Annotated in this window: 13 protein-coding genes; 9 read left to right on the top strand and 4 right to left on the bottom strand. The window is 43.1% G+C overall.

Annotation, left to right across the window (positions count from 1 at the left end; all coding sequences use genetic code 11):
* Nucleotides 1-111: 111 nt before the first annotated feature.
* From EAH55_RS23900 to EAH55_RS23875, 6 genes are all read left to right on the top strand, one after another.
* Complete coding sequence (locus EAH55_RS23900) at nt 112-3,252, top strand: SusC/RagA family TonB-linked outer membrane protein (RefSeq protein WP_121812434.1); 3,141 nt, start codon at nt 112-114, stop codon at nt 3,250-3,252.
* Between the two features lie 12 nt (nt 3,253-3,264).
* Complete coding sequence (locus EAH55_RS23895) at nt 3,265-5,079, top strand: RagB/SusD family nutrient uptake outer membrane protein (RefSeq protein WP_121811878.1); 1,815 nt, start codon at nt 3,265-3,267, stop codon at nt 5,077-5,079.
* A 19-nt stretch (nt 5,080-5,098) separates the two neighbouring features.
* The gene (locus EAH55_RS23890) at nt 5,099-5,806 is read left to right on the top strand and encodes a DUF3823 domain-containing protein (protein WP_162997014.1); all 708 of its coding nucleotides are present in this window, start codon (nt 5,099-5,101) and stop codon (nt 5,804-5,806) included.
* A gap of 18 nt (nt 5,807-5,824) precedes the next feature.
* A complete protein-coding gene (locus tag EAH55_RS23885) occupies nt 5,825-6,970 on the top strand; it encodes a hypothetical protein (protein ID WP_121811876.1) in 1,146 nt (381 codons plus the stop codon).
* Nucleotides 6,971-7,046: 76 nt separating this feature from the next.
* Nucleotides 7,047-8,054, top strand: a complete 1,008-nt coding sequence (locus EAH55_RS23880) for a family 43 glycosylhydrolase (protein ID WP_121811875.1) — start codon at nt 7,047-7,049, stop codon at nt 8,052-8,054.
* A 31-nt stretch (nt 8,055-8,085) separates the two neighbouring features.
* Nucleotides 8,086-9,372, top strand: coding sequence for a glycoside hydrolase family 71/99-like protein (locus tag EAH55_RS23875; protein ID WP_208644922.1), 1,287 nt, complete (start codon nt 8,086-8,088; stop codon nt 9,370-9,372).
* A 76-nt stretch (nt 9,373-9,448) separates the two neighbouring features.
* On the opposite strand, the gene EAH55_RS23870 is transcribed toward EAH55_RS23875, so the two are convergent.
* Nucleotides 9,449-10,513: a M20 family metallo-hydrolase gene (locus EAH55_RS23870; protein WP_112575491.1), complete on the bottom strand. Its 1,065-nt coding sequence runs from the start codon at nt 10,511-10,513 to the stop codon at nt 9,449-9,451.
* A 228-nt stretch (nt 10,514-10,741) separates the two neighbouring features.
* Nucleotides 10,742-12,046 (bottom strand): MFS transporter, encoded by a 1,305-nt coding sequence (locus EAH55_RS23865; protein WP_121811874.1) that lies wholly within the window; start codon nt 12,044-12,046, stop codon nt 10,742-10,744.
* A gap of 136 nt (nt 12,047-12,182) precedes the next feature.
* Between EAH55_RS23865 and EAH55_RS23860 the strand changes: the two genes are divergently transcribed.
* Together EAH55_RS23860 and EAH55_RS23855 are read left to right on the top strand one after the other, a co-directional pair.
* Nucleotides 12,183-13,469 (top strand): DUF2851 family protein, encoded by a 1,287-nt coding sequence (locus EAH55_RS23860; protein WP_121811873.1) that lies wholly within the window; start codon nt 12,183-12,185, stop codon nt 13,467-13,469.
* Nucleotides 13,470-13,473: 4 nt separating this feature from the next.
* Nucleotides 13,474-13,695 carry a PspC domain-containing protein gene (locus EAH55_RS23855; protein WP_112575488.1) on the top strand — a complete coding sequence of 74 codons (222 nt, stop codon included), beginning with the start codon at nt 13,474-13,476 and terminating at the stop codon, nt 13,693-13,695.
* 14 nt (nt 13,696-13,709) lie between these two features.
* Here EAH55_RS23855 and EAH55_RS23850 read toward each other — a convergent pair whose 3' ends face one another.
* Nucleotides 13,710-14,069, bottom strand: a complete 360-nt coding sequence (locus EAH55_RS23850) for a DUF1493 family protein (protein ID WP_114937900.1) — start codon at nt 14,067-14,069, stop codon at nt 13,710-13,712.
* A gap of 205 nt (nt 14,070-14,274) precedes the next feature.
* Between EAH55_RS23850 and EAH55_RS23845 the strand changes: the two genes are divergently transcribed.
* On the top strand, nt 14,275-14,997 hold the full coding sequence (locus tag EAH55_RS23845) for an HAD family hydrolase (protein WP_121811872.1): 723 nt from the start codon (nt 14,275-14,277) through the stop codon (nt 14,995-14,997).
* A 71-nt stretch (nt 14,998-15,068) separates the two neighbouring features.
* Here the strand turns inward: EAH55_RS23845 and EAH55_RS23840 are convergent, their stop codons facing one another.
* A complete protein-coding gene (locus EAH55_RS23840) occupies nt 15,069-15,581 on the bottom strand; it encodes a GNAT family N-acetyltransferase (protein WP_121811871.1) in 513 nt (170 codons plus the stop codon).
* Between the last annotated feature and the right edge of the window lie 17 nt (nt 15,582-15,598).

Raw genomic sequence — 15,598 nt, 5'->3', positions numbered from 1 at the left:
TGTATTACTACGACCCCAACCCGCCGTAAGGCTTGCCGCTGCATGCGCTATTTATTACCCTACATGGGTAACGATCAATTTAACCTTAAACAATCATCAAAGAGAGACGATATGAAAAAATATAAATACTTACTTATACTTTTCTTCCTTTTCCCGCTTAGTTTGTTAGCCCAACAAACTACCATAAACGGAAAAGTAATAGACTTAACCGATGGGTCGACACTTCCGGGGGTAAGTGTAAAAATCAAAGGCACAAATACCGGTGCTATTACAGATGTAGCGGGAAAATTCCAGCTGCAGGTGCCCGGCCCGAACGCAATTCTGCAGGTATCATACATAGGTTATGTAACCCAGGAAATAGCTATTAAGGATATTAAAGATGGTACCATCGCCTTAAAAACAACCAATAAAAGCCTTGAGGAAGTTGTAGTTGTTGGTTATGGTACGCAAAAAAGGGCCACCATTACAGGTTCAATCGCTACGCTGCAAAGCAAGGAGATCACCACAACCAAAAACGAAAGCGTTATCAATATGCTTACCGGTAAAATACCCGGTGTGCGTATTGTTCAAACTACTGCTGAGCCGGGTTCATATGCAAACAACCTGAACATACGGGGGTATCAAAGCGCTCCACTGGTTGTTATCGACGGTATCATCGGCGGTGACCAGTCGACCATTGGCCGTATGGACCCGAATGAGATTGAAAGCATTTCGGTGTTAAAAGACGCGGCTGCCTCTATTTACGGTATGCGTGCGGCTGGCGGTGCCATCATTATTACCACCAAAAAAGGCGGCAAAAATGGTAAGATCAATATCAATTACTCGGTTAACGATGCGATACAAACATTTTTGGGTATGCCAGAAGGTGTTGGCGCTGTTGATTATATGTTGCTAACCAACGAAAAAGTAAAACGTGATTTCGCTAATAACTTTGTGCACAATGTTACTCCGCAATTCTCCTATGCCGACATTAAACCATGGCTTGACGGCACTTACAAATCAGCCGACTGGATTGGTATGGTTTTCAAGAAAACAGCCAACCAGATACAGCATAACCTGAATATTGATGGTGGTAATGATAAGATCAGCTACTTCTTCAACTTCGGTTATCAAAAGCAGGATGGCGTATTTAAAACCGGCAGTCTGAATTATAATAAATACAACTTCCGTTCAAACGTTACAGCAACCATCACTAAAGGTTTAAGGGCACAGGTATTAACATCGGCCTGGATGGACGAGAAAAACCTTCCTTATACCGATGAATGGACCATTTATAAATATACCTGGAACCAGATCCCAACCCACCAGATCTATGCTAATGACAATCCACTTTATCCGGCTGTAATTGATGATAACATGAACCCATCTATCATTACAGATGCCAATAAAGTAGGTTCAAAGCGTTTCCGGAACAAAAACATTACCAGTCAGTTAAATTTACAATATGATATTCCCGGCGTAACCGGATTAACTGCCAAAGCATTGTTCAACATTGATTATGGCACTGCAGATAACAATATCGTCAGAAGGTCATTCTCTCTGTATACTTACAAAGCCGATAATGATACATACATTCCAAGCTTAGTAAACTCGCCTGCCGGTATCACCCGCCAGTATTACACGCACTTAAATACCTTAAGCCAGTTAACATTAAATTACGCCCATACTTTTGCTAAAGATCATAACGTAACCGCCATGGCTACCTATGAGCAAAGTCATGAAACTGCCGATAACTTTAACGCTTACAGGGATATAGAAATCCCGGTTGATTACCTGTTTGGTGGTTTGCAAAACTCTAACATGGCAGGTGGTATGGATCCAAACGCACTGCAAGATCGCGCACACAGAAGTATCATAGGCCGTTTAAATTACGATTACAAAGGTAAATACCTGGCCGAATTCAGTTTCCGCCGTGATGGTAACAACCTTTATAAACCAGGATCCGACCAATGGGGCTTTTTCCCGGGTGGGTCTATCGGATGGGTTTTAACTAAAGAAAACTTCTTCCGCAGTCTGGTTTCCGAAAATATACTTACCAACTTAAAAATCAGAGCTTCTTATGGTCAAACCGGCGATGAAGCAAATGCCCCTGCATTTAACTATGTAAACGGTTATACCTATCCGGTAAACAGCTACATCTTCGGTTCAAGTGCCGTTAACGGCTCGGCCCCAAAATTGGGTAACGCCGGTTTAACCTGGTCTGTAAATACAATAAAAAACATCGCTGTTGACTTTGGCCTGTTTGGCGGTAAAGTAGACGGTACAATCGAGGTTTTCAGGAACGACAGAACCGGTTTGCCTGCCCAGCCTTCGGTAGCGTTACCAGGTACTGTAGGTGCGGCTGTACCACAAATCAACTATAATAGCGACAGAGTTCAGGGTCTGGACTTTAACCTTTCATACCGTAACACCTTTGGCCAGGTTGGCTTAAACGTATCTGGTAACATCGGTACAACACGCCTAAAAGCATTAAAAGTACTTCGTGGCCAATCGGGTAACGAATACCTGAACTGGAAAGAAAATCAAACCAACAGGTATCAAAACGTTTGGTGGGGTCCTGAATATGCAGGCCAGTTTACCTCATACAACCAGATTTACAACTATGGTGTAAATACAGGCGGTGGTAATAACAACACTATCCCCGGTGATTACTACTACAAGGACTGGAACAATGACGGTGTAATTGACGATAAAGACAGTCACCCTATTGCCACCACCGATATCCCGTTGTATAACTACGGCCTTACTATAGGTGTAAGCTACAAAGGCTTTGACCTCAACATGCTTTTGCAGGGAGCCGCAGGCGTTTATGTACAATACGGCGAGCAGTTTGCCGAGCCATTGATGTACAACAGAAGTGCCTTAACCCGCTTCCTGGATAGCTGGCACACGGTTGATCCTTCAGCAAACGTATTTGATCCGAACACGCAATGGGTACCCGGATATTATCCGGCTATGGGTTCTCCATCTGCACAGGGCACAAAGGCCATCCAAAATGCCAGTTACCTGCGTGTTAAAACACTTGAATTAGGTTATTCCCTGTCTCCTGCTGTATTGAAAGCCATTGGGGTTAAAAAATTCAGGGTTTATGTAAACAGCTACAACCTGCTAACATTCACCGGATTAAAGAATTACGATCCGGAACACCAGGGACCTAATCCGAGAGATAACAATGATTTCAGCAAAGCCCTTGGCGGTTACACCTACCCAATGAACAGGACCTTTAACCTGGGTGCTAACGTTTCATTTTAAATCATTTAACACATGAAAAAATTACATAAACTCATTATAGCAATTTCTGTCGGTGTAGGTACTTCGGTAACCTCCTGCCAAAAATTAGATATCCCGCCTACCAATATTTTTACGCCAAACATTATTTACGATAGCGAGGCTGGCGTTAAGTCATTTTTAGCAACCATTTATACCAATTTGCCCATCGAGGATTTCAAATATCGTCCGGATCAGGGCTTCAAAACAGGTGGTAACGACTGGGAAAACTTTTATAACTCGGCCTCTGTTACCGGCGAAGAGGTTGGTCCGTTTGGTGGCATGGATATAGGCGGAGGCTTTGGCTACTGGCCATACGGCGACATCAGGAATGTGAACACTCTCATTGCCGAGCTACCCAAACATACGGCAGCCTTAACTCAAAACACAGTAAACGCGCTACTTGGCGAAGCACACTTTTTAAGGGCTTACTATTACTTCGGATTGGCAAAACGTTATGGAGGTGTGCCAATCATTAAAGAACCTCAGGACCCGGCGGCCCCATTATCTGAATTACAGGTTCATCGCGATAAAGAGGAAGCCACCTGGGATTTCATCGGTGCAGAGCTTGACCTTGGTTACCAGATGATGCCTGAAACAAGCGATGCGGGCCGCGCAAACAAATATGCTGCCGCCGCTTTAAAATCAAGGGTAATGTTATATGCGGCATGTATCGCAAAATACGGTTCAACCAATTTTGTTGACGGTCCGGCACGCGCGCAAGGTCTTGTAGGTATTCCGGGAAGCAAGGCCAACACCTATTTTCAGGCCGCTTATGATGCTGCTAAACTGTTAGATGGCCATTATTCGCTTTACAATGCCAATTCGGATAAAGTACAAAACTATGTCGACCTGTTTTTAAAACCAAGTCCCGAAAACATCTTCATTAAGCAATATTCTATCGCTAACCATACAGCACACAGCTGGGACGATACCATGTCGCCGCGTTACTTTACGGCCAATGCGCTGTCTCGCTCATACCCTACGCTTGACCTGGTACAGCTTTGGGGCAACCTGAGTGTAACTAATGATGATGGCACTCCTAAACGTTTCAATAGCCGCGCCGAAATCATGCAGGGACTTGAGCCAAGATTACTGGCTACTATTTACTTCCCGGGCGCTATGTTAAGGGGACTGATGTTTGATATGCAACGCGGTATTTACCCTTCGTTCAGTGGTACTGCCGCTGCCGAAGTTGCCAAACAACCCAACTCACGCTCCTACATCCTTGCAGGCGATACTAAAACCCTTTACCAGGGCAAGCAGGTTATCGGCTTTACCGGTCCATGGACTGGCGGTGACGAGCTTACCCGTACAGGTTTCTATGTTCGCAAATATGTTGACTACAACAAGCCTCAGGCATCTGTTGACCTGAACCGCAGCGAACAACCATGGATTGACCTGCGTTATGGCGAGATTCTGCTGAACCGTGCCGAAGCCGCTGTAGAATTAGGCAATAACGGTGATGCGTTAACCTCTATTAACCTGCTCAGAAGCCGTGCCGGTGCAACGCCGTATGGTTCTATCGATTTGGATAAAGTACGCAAGGAACGCCGCATGGAGCTTGCTTTTGAGAACCAATACTATTGGGATTTAAAAAGATGGCGCATTGCCGATGTGGTACTTGACCGCGCACACTTTAAAGGTTTGATGCCATACTATGTATTAAACGAAAACAAATACATTTTCCTGGCCGAGCCCGAACTGTTTAACAGGGAATACACTTTCCAAAAGCAGTTTTATTATGAGCCTATCCCTGGTGGCGAAATTGGCAAAAACCCTAACCTGCTTCCTAACAACCCTAATTATTAAGAATTTAAAAGTTAAAGATATGAAAAATCTGATTGGTAGAATTTTGGTGGGCATAGCTATACTGGCAAGTTCTGCATGTACAAAAACAGATAACTATGATGGCCCTAATGCTTCGTTGCAAGGCAATATATTATCATCTGAGGGCGGCAATCTACTTACCTCGGGCGGCAGCACTACTATCAAACTACAACAAATAGGCTGGACAACGCCGCAAACCATTCCAAGCAAATTTGATGGTACTTATGAGGATAGTAAATTGTTTAAAGGCGGATATAAAATTGTGCCTACCGGTGGTGCATTCTGGCCCGTTACGGATACTGTGACAGTTAACATTGATAAAGGTACCAAGCATGACTTTACAGTTACGCCGTACATCGTGATCAAAAACTTCACCCATACATTAACCGGTACTACACTTACCCTCACATTTGATATTGATGCCCCTATTATTGCCGGTTTGCCAACCATCAAAGATGTGCAGCCATATGTAAATACCACTAAACTGGTAGGTACAGGCGCTTCTATCCGTGACTTTTCGGACCTGAACGCCAAAACCATCAACAAGGCATTTATTGATATGAGCGCTGCCGAAAAATCGATAACACTTACCGTACCCAATCTTATTCCGGGCCGCACGTTTTTTGTGCGGGTTGGCGTCCGTTTGAGCGATAGCTTCAACAGCTCAAATTTTTCGGAGATAGTACAGGTAGATATTCCTAAAAGTTAACCTAAAACCAAAAAGGAAATGAAATTCAATAAAACAATGATGGCTTGCTCCATCCTCATGATAGGCCTGATTGCTGCAGGCTGCAAAAAAGAAAAATATGTATCACGTGATACTTCATACCTGAAGCCGCCCCCACCGGATACTACTGCTCCGCCTACAGTAGATCCAACATTGATATCCTTTGACAACGCTGACAAAGCTGATGGTTGGCAAACTGTTGGTACGCCAAGTATAGCTACCAGTGGGCAAAAGGAAGGTGCCGGCTACTTAAAAAATACCATAGCCAACGGCAGCGATTTTATGCAGTTTATCAAGGACCTGTCTACCCCTCTTGATACTAAGCTAACCGGCAATAATGGCCAGTTTAAATTCTGGTGGTATGTATCGGATGTTTCATTGCTGAAAGCTGATGGTTCTATCGAGATCACCAGTTCAGGTAAATCTGATGTCAACGAATCTGCCTGGGATGTGGCCCCATTGATACCAACACTTAAAAATGGATGGAACGAAATTGCGCTAAATTTCAGCAAGGCCATTAAAACAAACGATGGCGGTGCCGATTATTCGGCCATCAATCACTTCAGGATCTTCTTTTTTACAACAAGTAAAGATCATGGTGATCTGGTAACTGGGGTCGACGACCTGGTGTTTAGGGCGGCTCCGGCCCCACCACCGGTGGTATTTGACAACGCTGACAAAGCTGATGGTTGGCAAACTGTTGGTACACCAACTATTGCAACCAGCGGGCAAAAAGAAGGTGCAGGCTATTTGAAAAACACCATTGCTAACGGAAGTGATTTTATGCAGTTCATTAAGGATGTTGATCCGCCAATTAATACATCTTTCGGATCCGCGGATGGCAGGTTCACTTTCTGGTGGTATGTTTCAGATGTTTCGTTACTTAAAGCCGATGGCTCTATCGAGATCACCAGTTCGGGCAAATCAGACGATCATGAATCGGCATGGGATGTAGCACCATTGATACCAACGCTCAAAAATGGATGGAACCAGATCACACTTGATTTTGATAAGTCCATTAAAACCGGCGATGGCGGAGCCGATTACACCAAGATCAACCATTTCAGGATCTTTTTCTTTACCCAAACCAAAGATCATACTGACCTAATAAGCGGTGTTGACGATCTGAAGTTCATCTCCAAATAATTATTCCCCAATCCTAACTAATAAAAGCCGGCTGTAGGTATAAACTTCGGCCGGCTTTAATAACAGTAATATCATAATGAATTTAACCACTTTATTCAAACCATTAACAATAAAAGCTTTGCCCGCCGCGCTTGCCATAGCACTTGTGCTTACCGGAGCCAGCTGCACCAAAGCACAGGAAAAAGCCGAACAAAAGGAAAAAGCTACGACCGATACCACCGGCAATCCATTTATCAGGAGTATGTATACCGCCGATCCATCTGCTCACGTTTGGGCTGATGGCCGTTTGTATGTTTATGCCTCACACGATATTTATCCTGCAAGAGGTTGTGATTTGATGGACCAATACCATGTTTTCTCTACCGATGATATGGTTCATTGGAAAGATCACGGTGAAATCCTTCGCGCAGCCCAGGTACCATGGGGGCGTAAAGAAGGTGGCTTTATGTGGGCTCCTGATTGTGCTTATAAAAACGGTACCTATTACTTTTATTTCCCGCATCCAAGCGATACCAAATGGAATGAGAGCTGGAAAATTGGCGTTGCAACCAGCAAAAGCCCGGCGAGCGGTTTTACTGTTCAGGGTTATATCAAAGGCCTTGAATCTATGATAGATCCATGCGTCTTTATTGACGATGATGGTCAGGCCTACTTTTATTATGGTGGCGGCGGTACCTGCAAAGGTGGCAAACTAAAAGATAATATGATGGAAATTGACGGCGAAATGAAAACCATGGAAGGCCTTAAAGATTTCCATGAAGCCAGCTGGGTACATAAACGCAATAGCATTTACTACCTTTCATACTCAGATAACCATGATGTAAACGGTAAACATAACCGGATGAATTACGCCACCAGTAAAAGCCCCCTTGGCCCCTGGACATATGGCGGCATTTACATGGATCCAACCGATAGTTATACCAATCATGGTTCTATTGTGCAGTACAAAGGTCAATGGTATTCATTCTATCATACCAGCGCGTTATCGCATGAGGATTGGTTAAGGTCTATCAGTGTAGATAAGCTTTACTACAATGCCGATGGTTCCATTAAAATGGTCGAACCTACATCTTTCAAAAAATAGCAAACTATATCATGTTATTAATCAATATGCTATGAAAAATATCATAAGTAAATATCCAACAAATCTTTGCCTTGTTGTAGTCGTGGCGCTGACGTTGAGCTGCTCAAAAAAAGGCGGCAGCGGAGGCGGCGATGTTACACCGGTAGATAAACCCAAAGATACGATAGACCTTACCCCATCGCCGGTTGGTGATGTGGTAGGAAAAGTAATTGTTGGATACCAGGGCTGGTTTGCGGCCATCGGCGACGGATCCCCTATTAACCGTTACTGGCATTGGGCCCAAACCTGGGAAGAGCAACCATCGCCAACCAACACGGCCATCAAATCATGGCCCGACGTACGTGACTACACAAACACCTTCCCTACCAAATATGCCAACCTGAATAACGGTCAACCAGCCAATGTATTTTCATCATTTTCTGATCAAACTATTGATGTACAGTTTAAGTGGATGAAACAATATGGAATTGACGGCGCGGCATTGCAACGTTTTAATCCAAGCGGCCTGGAAGGCCCCGTACGCGACGCGATGGCAGCGAAAACCAAAATAGCTGCAGAAGCAAATGGCGTTAAGTTTTACATTATGTACGATATAAGCGGATGGAAAAACATGCAGTCGGAGATAAAAACTGACTGGACCAGCAAAATGTCGGTTTACACTTCGTCTACAGCCTATGCCAAGCAAAATGGCAAACCTGTTGTATGTATCTGGGGTTTTGGCTTCAGCGATGAAAACCATCCCTTTACCGCCGCTCAATGCCTGGATGTGATTAACTGGTTTAAAAGCAAAGGTTGTTACGTTATCGGAGGCGTTCCTACACACTGGCGTACTGAAGACAGTGATTCGCGACCGGCCTTTTTAAGTGCTTATAGCGCACTTGATATGATCTCACCCTGGATGGTTGGGCGTATCGGTAATAAAAGCGAATCGGACAATTTTTACGGAACAGTTAACCGCCCGGATGTTGCTTATTGTAAGGCCCATGGCATGGATTATCAACCATGTATCCTGCCCGGCGACTTGCAGGAACATCAGCGTGTGCATGGTGATTTTATGTGGCGTCAGTTCTTTAACATGAAAAGCGTAGGTGCGCAAGGCCTTTATATTTCCATGTTTGACGAATATAACGAAGGAAACCAGATAGCCAAAACAGCCGAAAGCCAGGATTTTGTACCTGCAGGATCATCGTTTGTTACATTAGATGAAGACGGAACAGCCTGCTCATCTGATTATTACCTAAGGCTTACCGGCGACGGTGCCAAGATGTTCAAAGGGTTGATCCCCCTTACTCCGACGAGGCCGACGCCTGTTAAGTAGTTAATAGGAGCCATATAATATAAAAGGCGTCATTACTTGTTCCTTGTAATGACGCCTTTTTGATTTTTAAATCTTCTTAATTAATCTTCTCCAGCATTTTTATATAGAGCTCTATCCCTTCACGAATCTCATCTACATAAACAAACTCATCGGCAGTATGCGAGCGGGCAGAATCACCGGGGCCCACTTTTATTGATGGGATATCCAGCAATGATTGATCGGAGGTTGTTGGCGAACCGTAAGTGATACGGCCAAGTGATATGCCAGCCTGAACTATTGGATGCTCTTTAGGGATAGATGATGGCTTTAACCTGATAGAGCGTGGTTGTACATCACTTACAACGTGCTCGCGAATAATTTCCAATACTTCCTCATTACGGTAAGCGTCGGTAACACGCACGTCAACAGTGTAAACACAGCTTGCAGGCACAACGTTATGCTGAGAGCCGGCATTGATAATAGTAACCGACATTTTTATCGGCCCAAAAACTTCCGATTCCTTAGGGAACTTAAAGCTGCGGAACCATTCAATATCCGTTAAGGCTTTGTAAATAGCGTTCTCTCCTTCTTCACGCGCGGCATGCCCGGCACGACCGTGAGCAGTACAATCCAATACCATTAACCCACGCTCGGCGATGGCTAACTGCATCAGGGTTGGTTCGCCTACAATACCAAATGATAACTGGCCGAGTTCAGGAATGATCAACTCCAGGCCGTTTACGCCCGATATTTCCTCTTCAGCAGTTGTAGCTAAGCAGAAATTATATTTCAGGTTCTCCTTATCATGAAAATACAGGAAAACCGCTATAAGCGATACAAGGCACCCTCCGGCATCATTACTACCAAGGCCATAAAGTTTACCATCTTCAATTTTGGCATCGTATGGATCCCGGGTATAGCCCGAATTAGGCTTAACAGTATCATGATGCGAATTAAGCAGGATAGTTTCTTTAGCAGGGTCGAAATGTTTATTCCATGCCCAGATGTTATTAAGCTTGCGATGAGTTGTTACACCATGCGATTGCAAAAATTCGTTGATCAGGTCGGCAGTGCGGTCTTCCTCTTTGCTAAACGATGGAATAGATATCAGTTGTTGCAGTAATGTTACCGCCAGTTGAAATAAATTGCTTGTTTCAGTCATAAATTTAAGGGTTGTCCCTCGTGATGAACGGGCAAAATTAATACTTTTTATTAACAAGTGTCAGGATCAGAATTTACAGAACTCAAGAATTAGCAGAATTATTATCAGGAATTCTACCCTAAACAGTATATAAATATTTAATTAACAATGGGGTAATATTTAGTTTACTCACCCCCTGTCTCCTTTTTCATTTTGTCAATTCTAAAATTCTGTAAATTCTGATTCAGATTACTCATCCTCTATTTTCGAGTGCTTATGCGTATCATTCATGGTGATGTATAAAATCAACGACAACGCGATACAGATGGTTACATACCAGTAAAACCATTGCGCATGATGCTCATTTTTGAACCATAAGGCAATGTATTCGGCAGTGCCACCAAACAACGATACAGCTATAGCATACGGAAAACCTACGCCCAGCGCACGCACATTAGCCGGGAATAGTTCGGCTTTAACAACGGCATTGATGGACGTATATCCGCTTACAATGATCAGCGCGCAAAGAATTAGTATAAAAGCGCCCCATACGTCTTTGGTATGGCTTAACGTTGTCATAATAGGGATAGTGCAAAGTGTCCCCAAAATTCCAAAGCCAATAAGCAACGGCTTGCGACCAATTTTATCTGACAGTAAACCGAATAAGGGTTGTATCACCATAAATACCGCTAAGGTTAAGGTCGAGATCAAAGTAGCGTCGCTTTTGCTGAAGCCGGAGGTATTAACCAAAAACTTCTGCATGTAGGTAGTAAAAGTATAAAACGCCAGTGTACCGCCAATTGTTAATCCAATTACCGTAAATACAGCTTTAGGGTGTTGTGTTAAAGCTTTTATGGTGCCGTTCAGCGCATTCGGTTTAGTCCCCTCTTTTTCAAATGAGGATGATTCCTGTAAACTCCGCCTTAAATACATGGTGGTGACTGCCAGTATTGCACCGATACCAAAAGGAATGCGCCAACCCCAGTCGTGCAATTGTTTTTCAGATAAAAACGCCCGCTGCAATAAAACCAGCACACCTAAAGCGAGCAATTGTCCCATAATAAGCGTTACGTATTGAAAGCTTGAGTAAAAACCACGATGTTTTTTAGTGGCCATTTCGCTCAAATAAGTGGCGCTGGTTCCGTACTCTCCTCCTACGCTCAATCCCTGGATAATACGGGCTAATACCAATAATATGGGTGCAGCAACACCAATTGACTTGTAACCCGGCGTAATAGCTATTATTAATGAGCCAACACTCATGAGCAAAACAGAAAATGTAAGTGCTGTTTTACGCCCACGCTTGTCGGCAAATGTTCCCATCACCCAGCCACCAATTGGCCGCATCAAAAAGCCGATGGCAAAGATGCCCGCTGTGTTTAAAAGCTGTATCGTTTGATTGTCTGAAGGGAAAAAGGCATCCGAAAAATAAAGGGAAAAAGCGGTATAAGCATACCAATCATACCATTCAACCAAATTACCCAGCGAACCTCCAATGATAGATTTAATGCGCCCACCAGTTGTTTGAGGTAATGGTGATTTTATTTCATTCATAGGTTTGGCAGATATTGTTGGTTTCCGTAATATTAGGGATTTTAAAATAGAGCTGCAATACCGGTGTAATAACTATGATATTCAGCCTGGATTAAAAAGCAAATCATAATAATCTAACCCTGTCATTCACAACAGTATGCTGTTCACCGAGGATTTTTTGCATTACATCTGGAAGTTCAGGCTTTTTGAACGCGATGACCTAAAGACTACAGATGATGAGGAATTAGAGATTTTCTCTGCCGGATTGCATAATTCCGATTCGGGGCCCGATTTTCATAATGCAAGAATTCGTATTGGCGAAACAGTTTGGGCCGGTAACGTTGAAGTGCACCTCTCCGCATCGGACTGGCAAAAGCACGGTCATACTAATGATGGAGCTTATGAAAACGTCATATTGCATGTGGTGTATCGCAACGATGTGCCGCTGTTTTTACCAAACGGGCGCAAAGTGCCAACGCTTGAGTTGCAAAGTCGCATCAGTGAGGAGCTTTATAACAAATACCACAAACTTGTTTTCGGCAATCAAACCTTCATACCCTGCGAAGCCGGCATTGCTACAGTTGATGGCATCACCATGCAAAACTGGCTTACCCGTGTATTGGTTGAGCGAATGGAAAAACGATCTGCTAACGTTGCTAATGCCTTATTAATAAATAAGGGCGACTGGGAAGAAACTTTTTACCAGTTTATGGCTGCAAACTTCGGCTTTAAAGTTAACGCGCTACCGTTTGAATTGATGGCAAAATCACTCCCTCAGCTTACCCTCGCCAAAAACAAAAACAATGCTATGCAAATAGAGGCGCTGATATTTGGTCAGGCTGGTTTTTTGGAAGGGGAATTTAAAGATGAATATCCCTTGAAACTTCAAAAGGAATATGAATATCTCCGCAAAAAATATCATCTTAAACCGATAGAGAACCATCTGTGGAAATTTATGCGCTTGAGGCCTCAAAATTTTCCAACCATCAGGCTGGCGCAATTTGCGGCCTTAATTGTCAAATCGAACCATCTGCTCTCCAAAATATTGGAAATTAAAGAAGTTAAAGCTTTGCGCGGTTTATTTACCGAGATCAAAGTAAACGATTATTGGGAAGATCACTATCGGTTTGATGTGCAATCCAAGCCTTCATCAAAAAATATGGGCGATGGCTCTGTTGATATTTTATTGCTCAACACGGTGGCTTTGTTTCTGTTCAGTTACGGTAAACAGCACCAGCAGCAATATTATATTAGCCGTAGTCTTAAATTATTAGAAAATTTACCTGCCGAAAAAAACAATATTATCACTGATTTTGTTAACTTAGGAGTGAAAATAGATACTGCGTTTGAATCACAAGCATTACTTGAGTTAAAAAATAGTTACTGCAACTATAAGAAATGCCTGCAATGCAGCGTTGGTAATAAGATACTAAAACTGGCCTGACACCATGCTACAGCGAATACTTACTTTTTTTGAACGGTACTCTTTTGGTGTATGCACCTATCTTGGCGAACGCTTTAATATTTCGATATCCAAGATCAGGCTTTTCTTTATATACTCTTCATTTTTGGCTGTCGGTTTCCCGCTGGTATTTTACTTTTTTGCAGGCATAGTGCTTGACATCAGGAATTTTATCAAGCGAAAACATACCGGAGTGGCTGATTTATAACCTCATTTAGCCTATTAAACCAACTTGCCCGTTTTAACGGCATCCTGCAGGTTACGTACCTTAAACTTTGGCGTATAACAATATTGGGCCAATTGTTTAGCCCAGGTGGTTTTGTCGCCAAACATCAGCTTAATAACTTTTACCCGGGTTGAGCCTTTAGGATAGCCGTATTTATACCAGCTGAATTTAGATTGATCTACATTAAACTGTTCGGTAAAATCGGCAAGGAAAAGATCTATTTCAATATCAAAAATATCCAGATCAAGGTCGATACTGGTATCAAGACTAAGGCTGTGCGGGTCAACCTTGCGAATCTTATACCTGTTGCAATAATCAACTATAAATTCTTTTAAGGGTGGCAGTATCTCTTCCATTTAAACGAATATTAATTTGACCATTTAAGTTATGAGACGTAGCTTTTGGAATAAGGTTGCATACAAATTTACTTTATTTTCAAATCGCTTAAATTCAATTCGATAGTTAATAAATGTTAAATTTTTATTACTGCTAATGCAGGCTTTATGCCGTTAAAATGAACATGATGTGCTATAATTGCATCAGGTAAATAACATACTTCAAATGAACCTAAAAGTAATTGCCTTTGATGCCGATGATACCCTTTGGGTAAATGAACCTTACTTTCAAGCTACGGAGGAAAGATTTTGCAGCCTGCTCGAAAACTTTTCGCCCCAGCATACCATTTCCAAGGAGCTATTTAAGGTGGAGGTGGATAACCTGTCGCTTTACGGCTATGGGATAAAAGGCTACATCCTCAGCATGATAGAAGCAGCGCTGAGTATCTCTGAAAAAAAAATCAGTGTTGAAGTGGTTGAAACCATTTTGCAGTATGGTAAGGATATGCTTAATCAGCCGATAGAGATACTAAATGATGTTGAGCACGTGCTATCTTCTTTAAAAGACCATTATCGGCTGGTTGTTGCCACCAAAGGCGATCTGCTTGACCAGGAGCGCAAACTCAAAAAATCGGGCCTGGCGCACTACTTTCACCATATCGAGATCATGAGCGACAAGAAAGAGGATGACTACATTAAGCTGATCAAGCACCTTGATATTAATCCCGAAGAGTTTATGATGATTGGCAACTCCCTGAAATCTGACGTAATGCCCGTGATCAATATAGGCGGGCATGCGGTGCACGTGCCGTTTCATACCACATGGGCGCATGAACATGTAGAAACCGTTTTAACCCACGAAAACTTCAGGCAGGCTGATAAGATTAGCGAGGTGCTGGAATTTGTTTTAGAGTCAGGAAGTCCGAACGTCGGCAAGTCCGGAAGTTAATATTGCGTATGTAGCAATTTATGAGGCGTTGTCATCTTTCGGACATCCGACTTCCGGACTTCCCGACCTACTCAAATACGCTTCTCCATCACAATCAGCTCAATATGCTGTTTGGCGTCACCAAAGCGGCCATGTGCATGAAAAGGCTGAATTTCGCCGGTTGGTTTATAGCCGCGGCGCTCATACCAGCTTATCAGTTCAAAACGGGTGCTGATCACGGTCATGGTTAAAGTATCGCAATTATATTTCCGCGCGTAAATCTCGGCTTCTTCAATCAGGGCACGGCCTACACCTTTATTTTGCAATAGAGGCGACACACTAAACATACCAACGTACAATTTGGGATGCCTTACCTCAAGATATACGGTACCAGTTATGTATCCGTCTTCGTCGGTATGTTTCAGGATGATTATTTTTTCATCCTGCATATATTGGCTAAGCGTTTCCTCATCAATGCGGAGGCCACCAATCAAATCTGCTTCAGTTGTCCATCCCTGTTTCGAACTTTCGCCGCGGTAAGCACTGTTCACCAAAACATTTAGCTCGGGCACATCAACAAGGGTAGCCTGGGTAATAACGGGCATATTATAAAAATTAAGGA

The sequence above is a fragment of the Mucilaginibacter kameinonensis genome (genome assembly GCF_003675385.1).
GTDB lineage: Bacteria > Bacteroidota > Bacteroidia > Sphingobacteriales > Sphingobacteriaceae > Mucilaginibacter > Mucilaginibacter kameinonensis.
The sequence above is the reverse complement of the archived record's forward strand: the minus strand, read 5'-3'. Positions and strand labels throughout refer to the sequence as shown.

What these genes read in the sequence shown, in the direction of transcription:
- EAH55_RS23840 (WP_121811871.1), bottom strand. Translation starts at nt 15,581, where the DNA reads ATGCCCGTTATTACCCAGGCTACCCTTGTTGATGTGCCCGAGCTAAAT.
- EAH55_RS23875 (WP_208644922.1), top strand. Translation starts at nt 8,086, where the DNA reads ATGAAAAATATCATAAGTAAATATCCAACAAATCTTTGCCTTGTTGTA.
- EAH55_RS23845 (WP_121811872.1), top strand. Translation starts at nt 14,275, where the DNA reads ATGAACCTAAAAGTAATTGCCTTTGATGCCGATGATACCCTTTGGGTA.
- EAH55_RS23870 (WP_112575491.1), bottom strand. Translation starts at nt 10,513, where the DNA reads ATGACTGAAACAAGCAATTTATTTCAACTGGCGGTAACATTACTGCAA.
- EAH55_RS23895 (WP_121811878.1), top strand. Translation starts at nt 3,265, where the DNA reads ATGAAAAAATTACATAAACTCATTATAGCAATTTCTGTCGGTGTAGGT.
- EAH55_RS23860 (WP_121811873.1), top strand. Translation starts at nt 12,183, where the DNA reads ATGCTGTTCACCGAGGATTTTTTGCATTACATCTGGAAGTTCAGGCTT.
- EAH55_RS23855 (WP_112575488.1), top strand. Translation starts at nt 13,474, where the DNA reads ATGCTACAGCGAATACTTACTTTTTTTGAACGGTACTCTTTTGGTGTA.
- EAH55_RS23865 (WP_121811874.1), bottom strand. Translation starts at nt 12,046, where the DNA reads ATGAATGAAATAAAATCACCATTACCTCAAACAACTGGTGGGCGCATT.
- EAH55_RS23850 (WP_114937900.1), bottom strand. Translation starts at nt 14,069, where the DNA reads ATGGAAGAGATACTGCCACCCTTAAAAGAATTTATAGTTGATTATTGC.
- EAH55_RS23890 (WP_162997014.1), top strand. Translation starts at nt 5,099, where the DNA reads ATGAAAAATCTGATTGGTAGAATTTTGGTGGGCATAGCTATACTGGCA.
- EAH55_RS23885 (WP_121811876.1), top strand. Translation starts at nt 5,825, where the DNA reads ATGAAATTCAATAAAACAATGATGGCTTGCTCCATCCTCATGATAGGC.
- EAH55_RS23880 (WP_121811875.1), top strand. Translation starts at nt 7,047, where the DNA reads ATGAATTTAACCACTTTATTCAAACCATTAACAATAAAAGCTTTGCCC.
- EAH55_RS23900 (WP_121812434.1), top strand. Translation starts at nt 112, where the DNA reads ATGAAAAAATATAAATACTTACTTATACTTTTCTTCCTTTTCCCGCTT.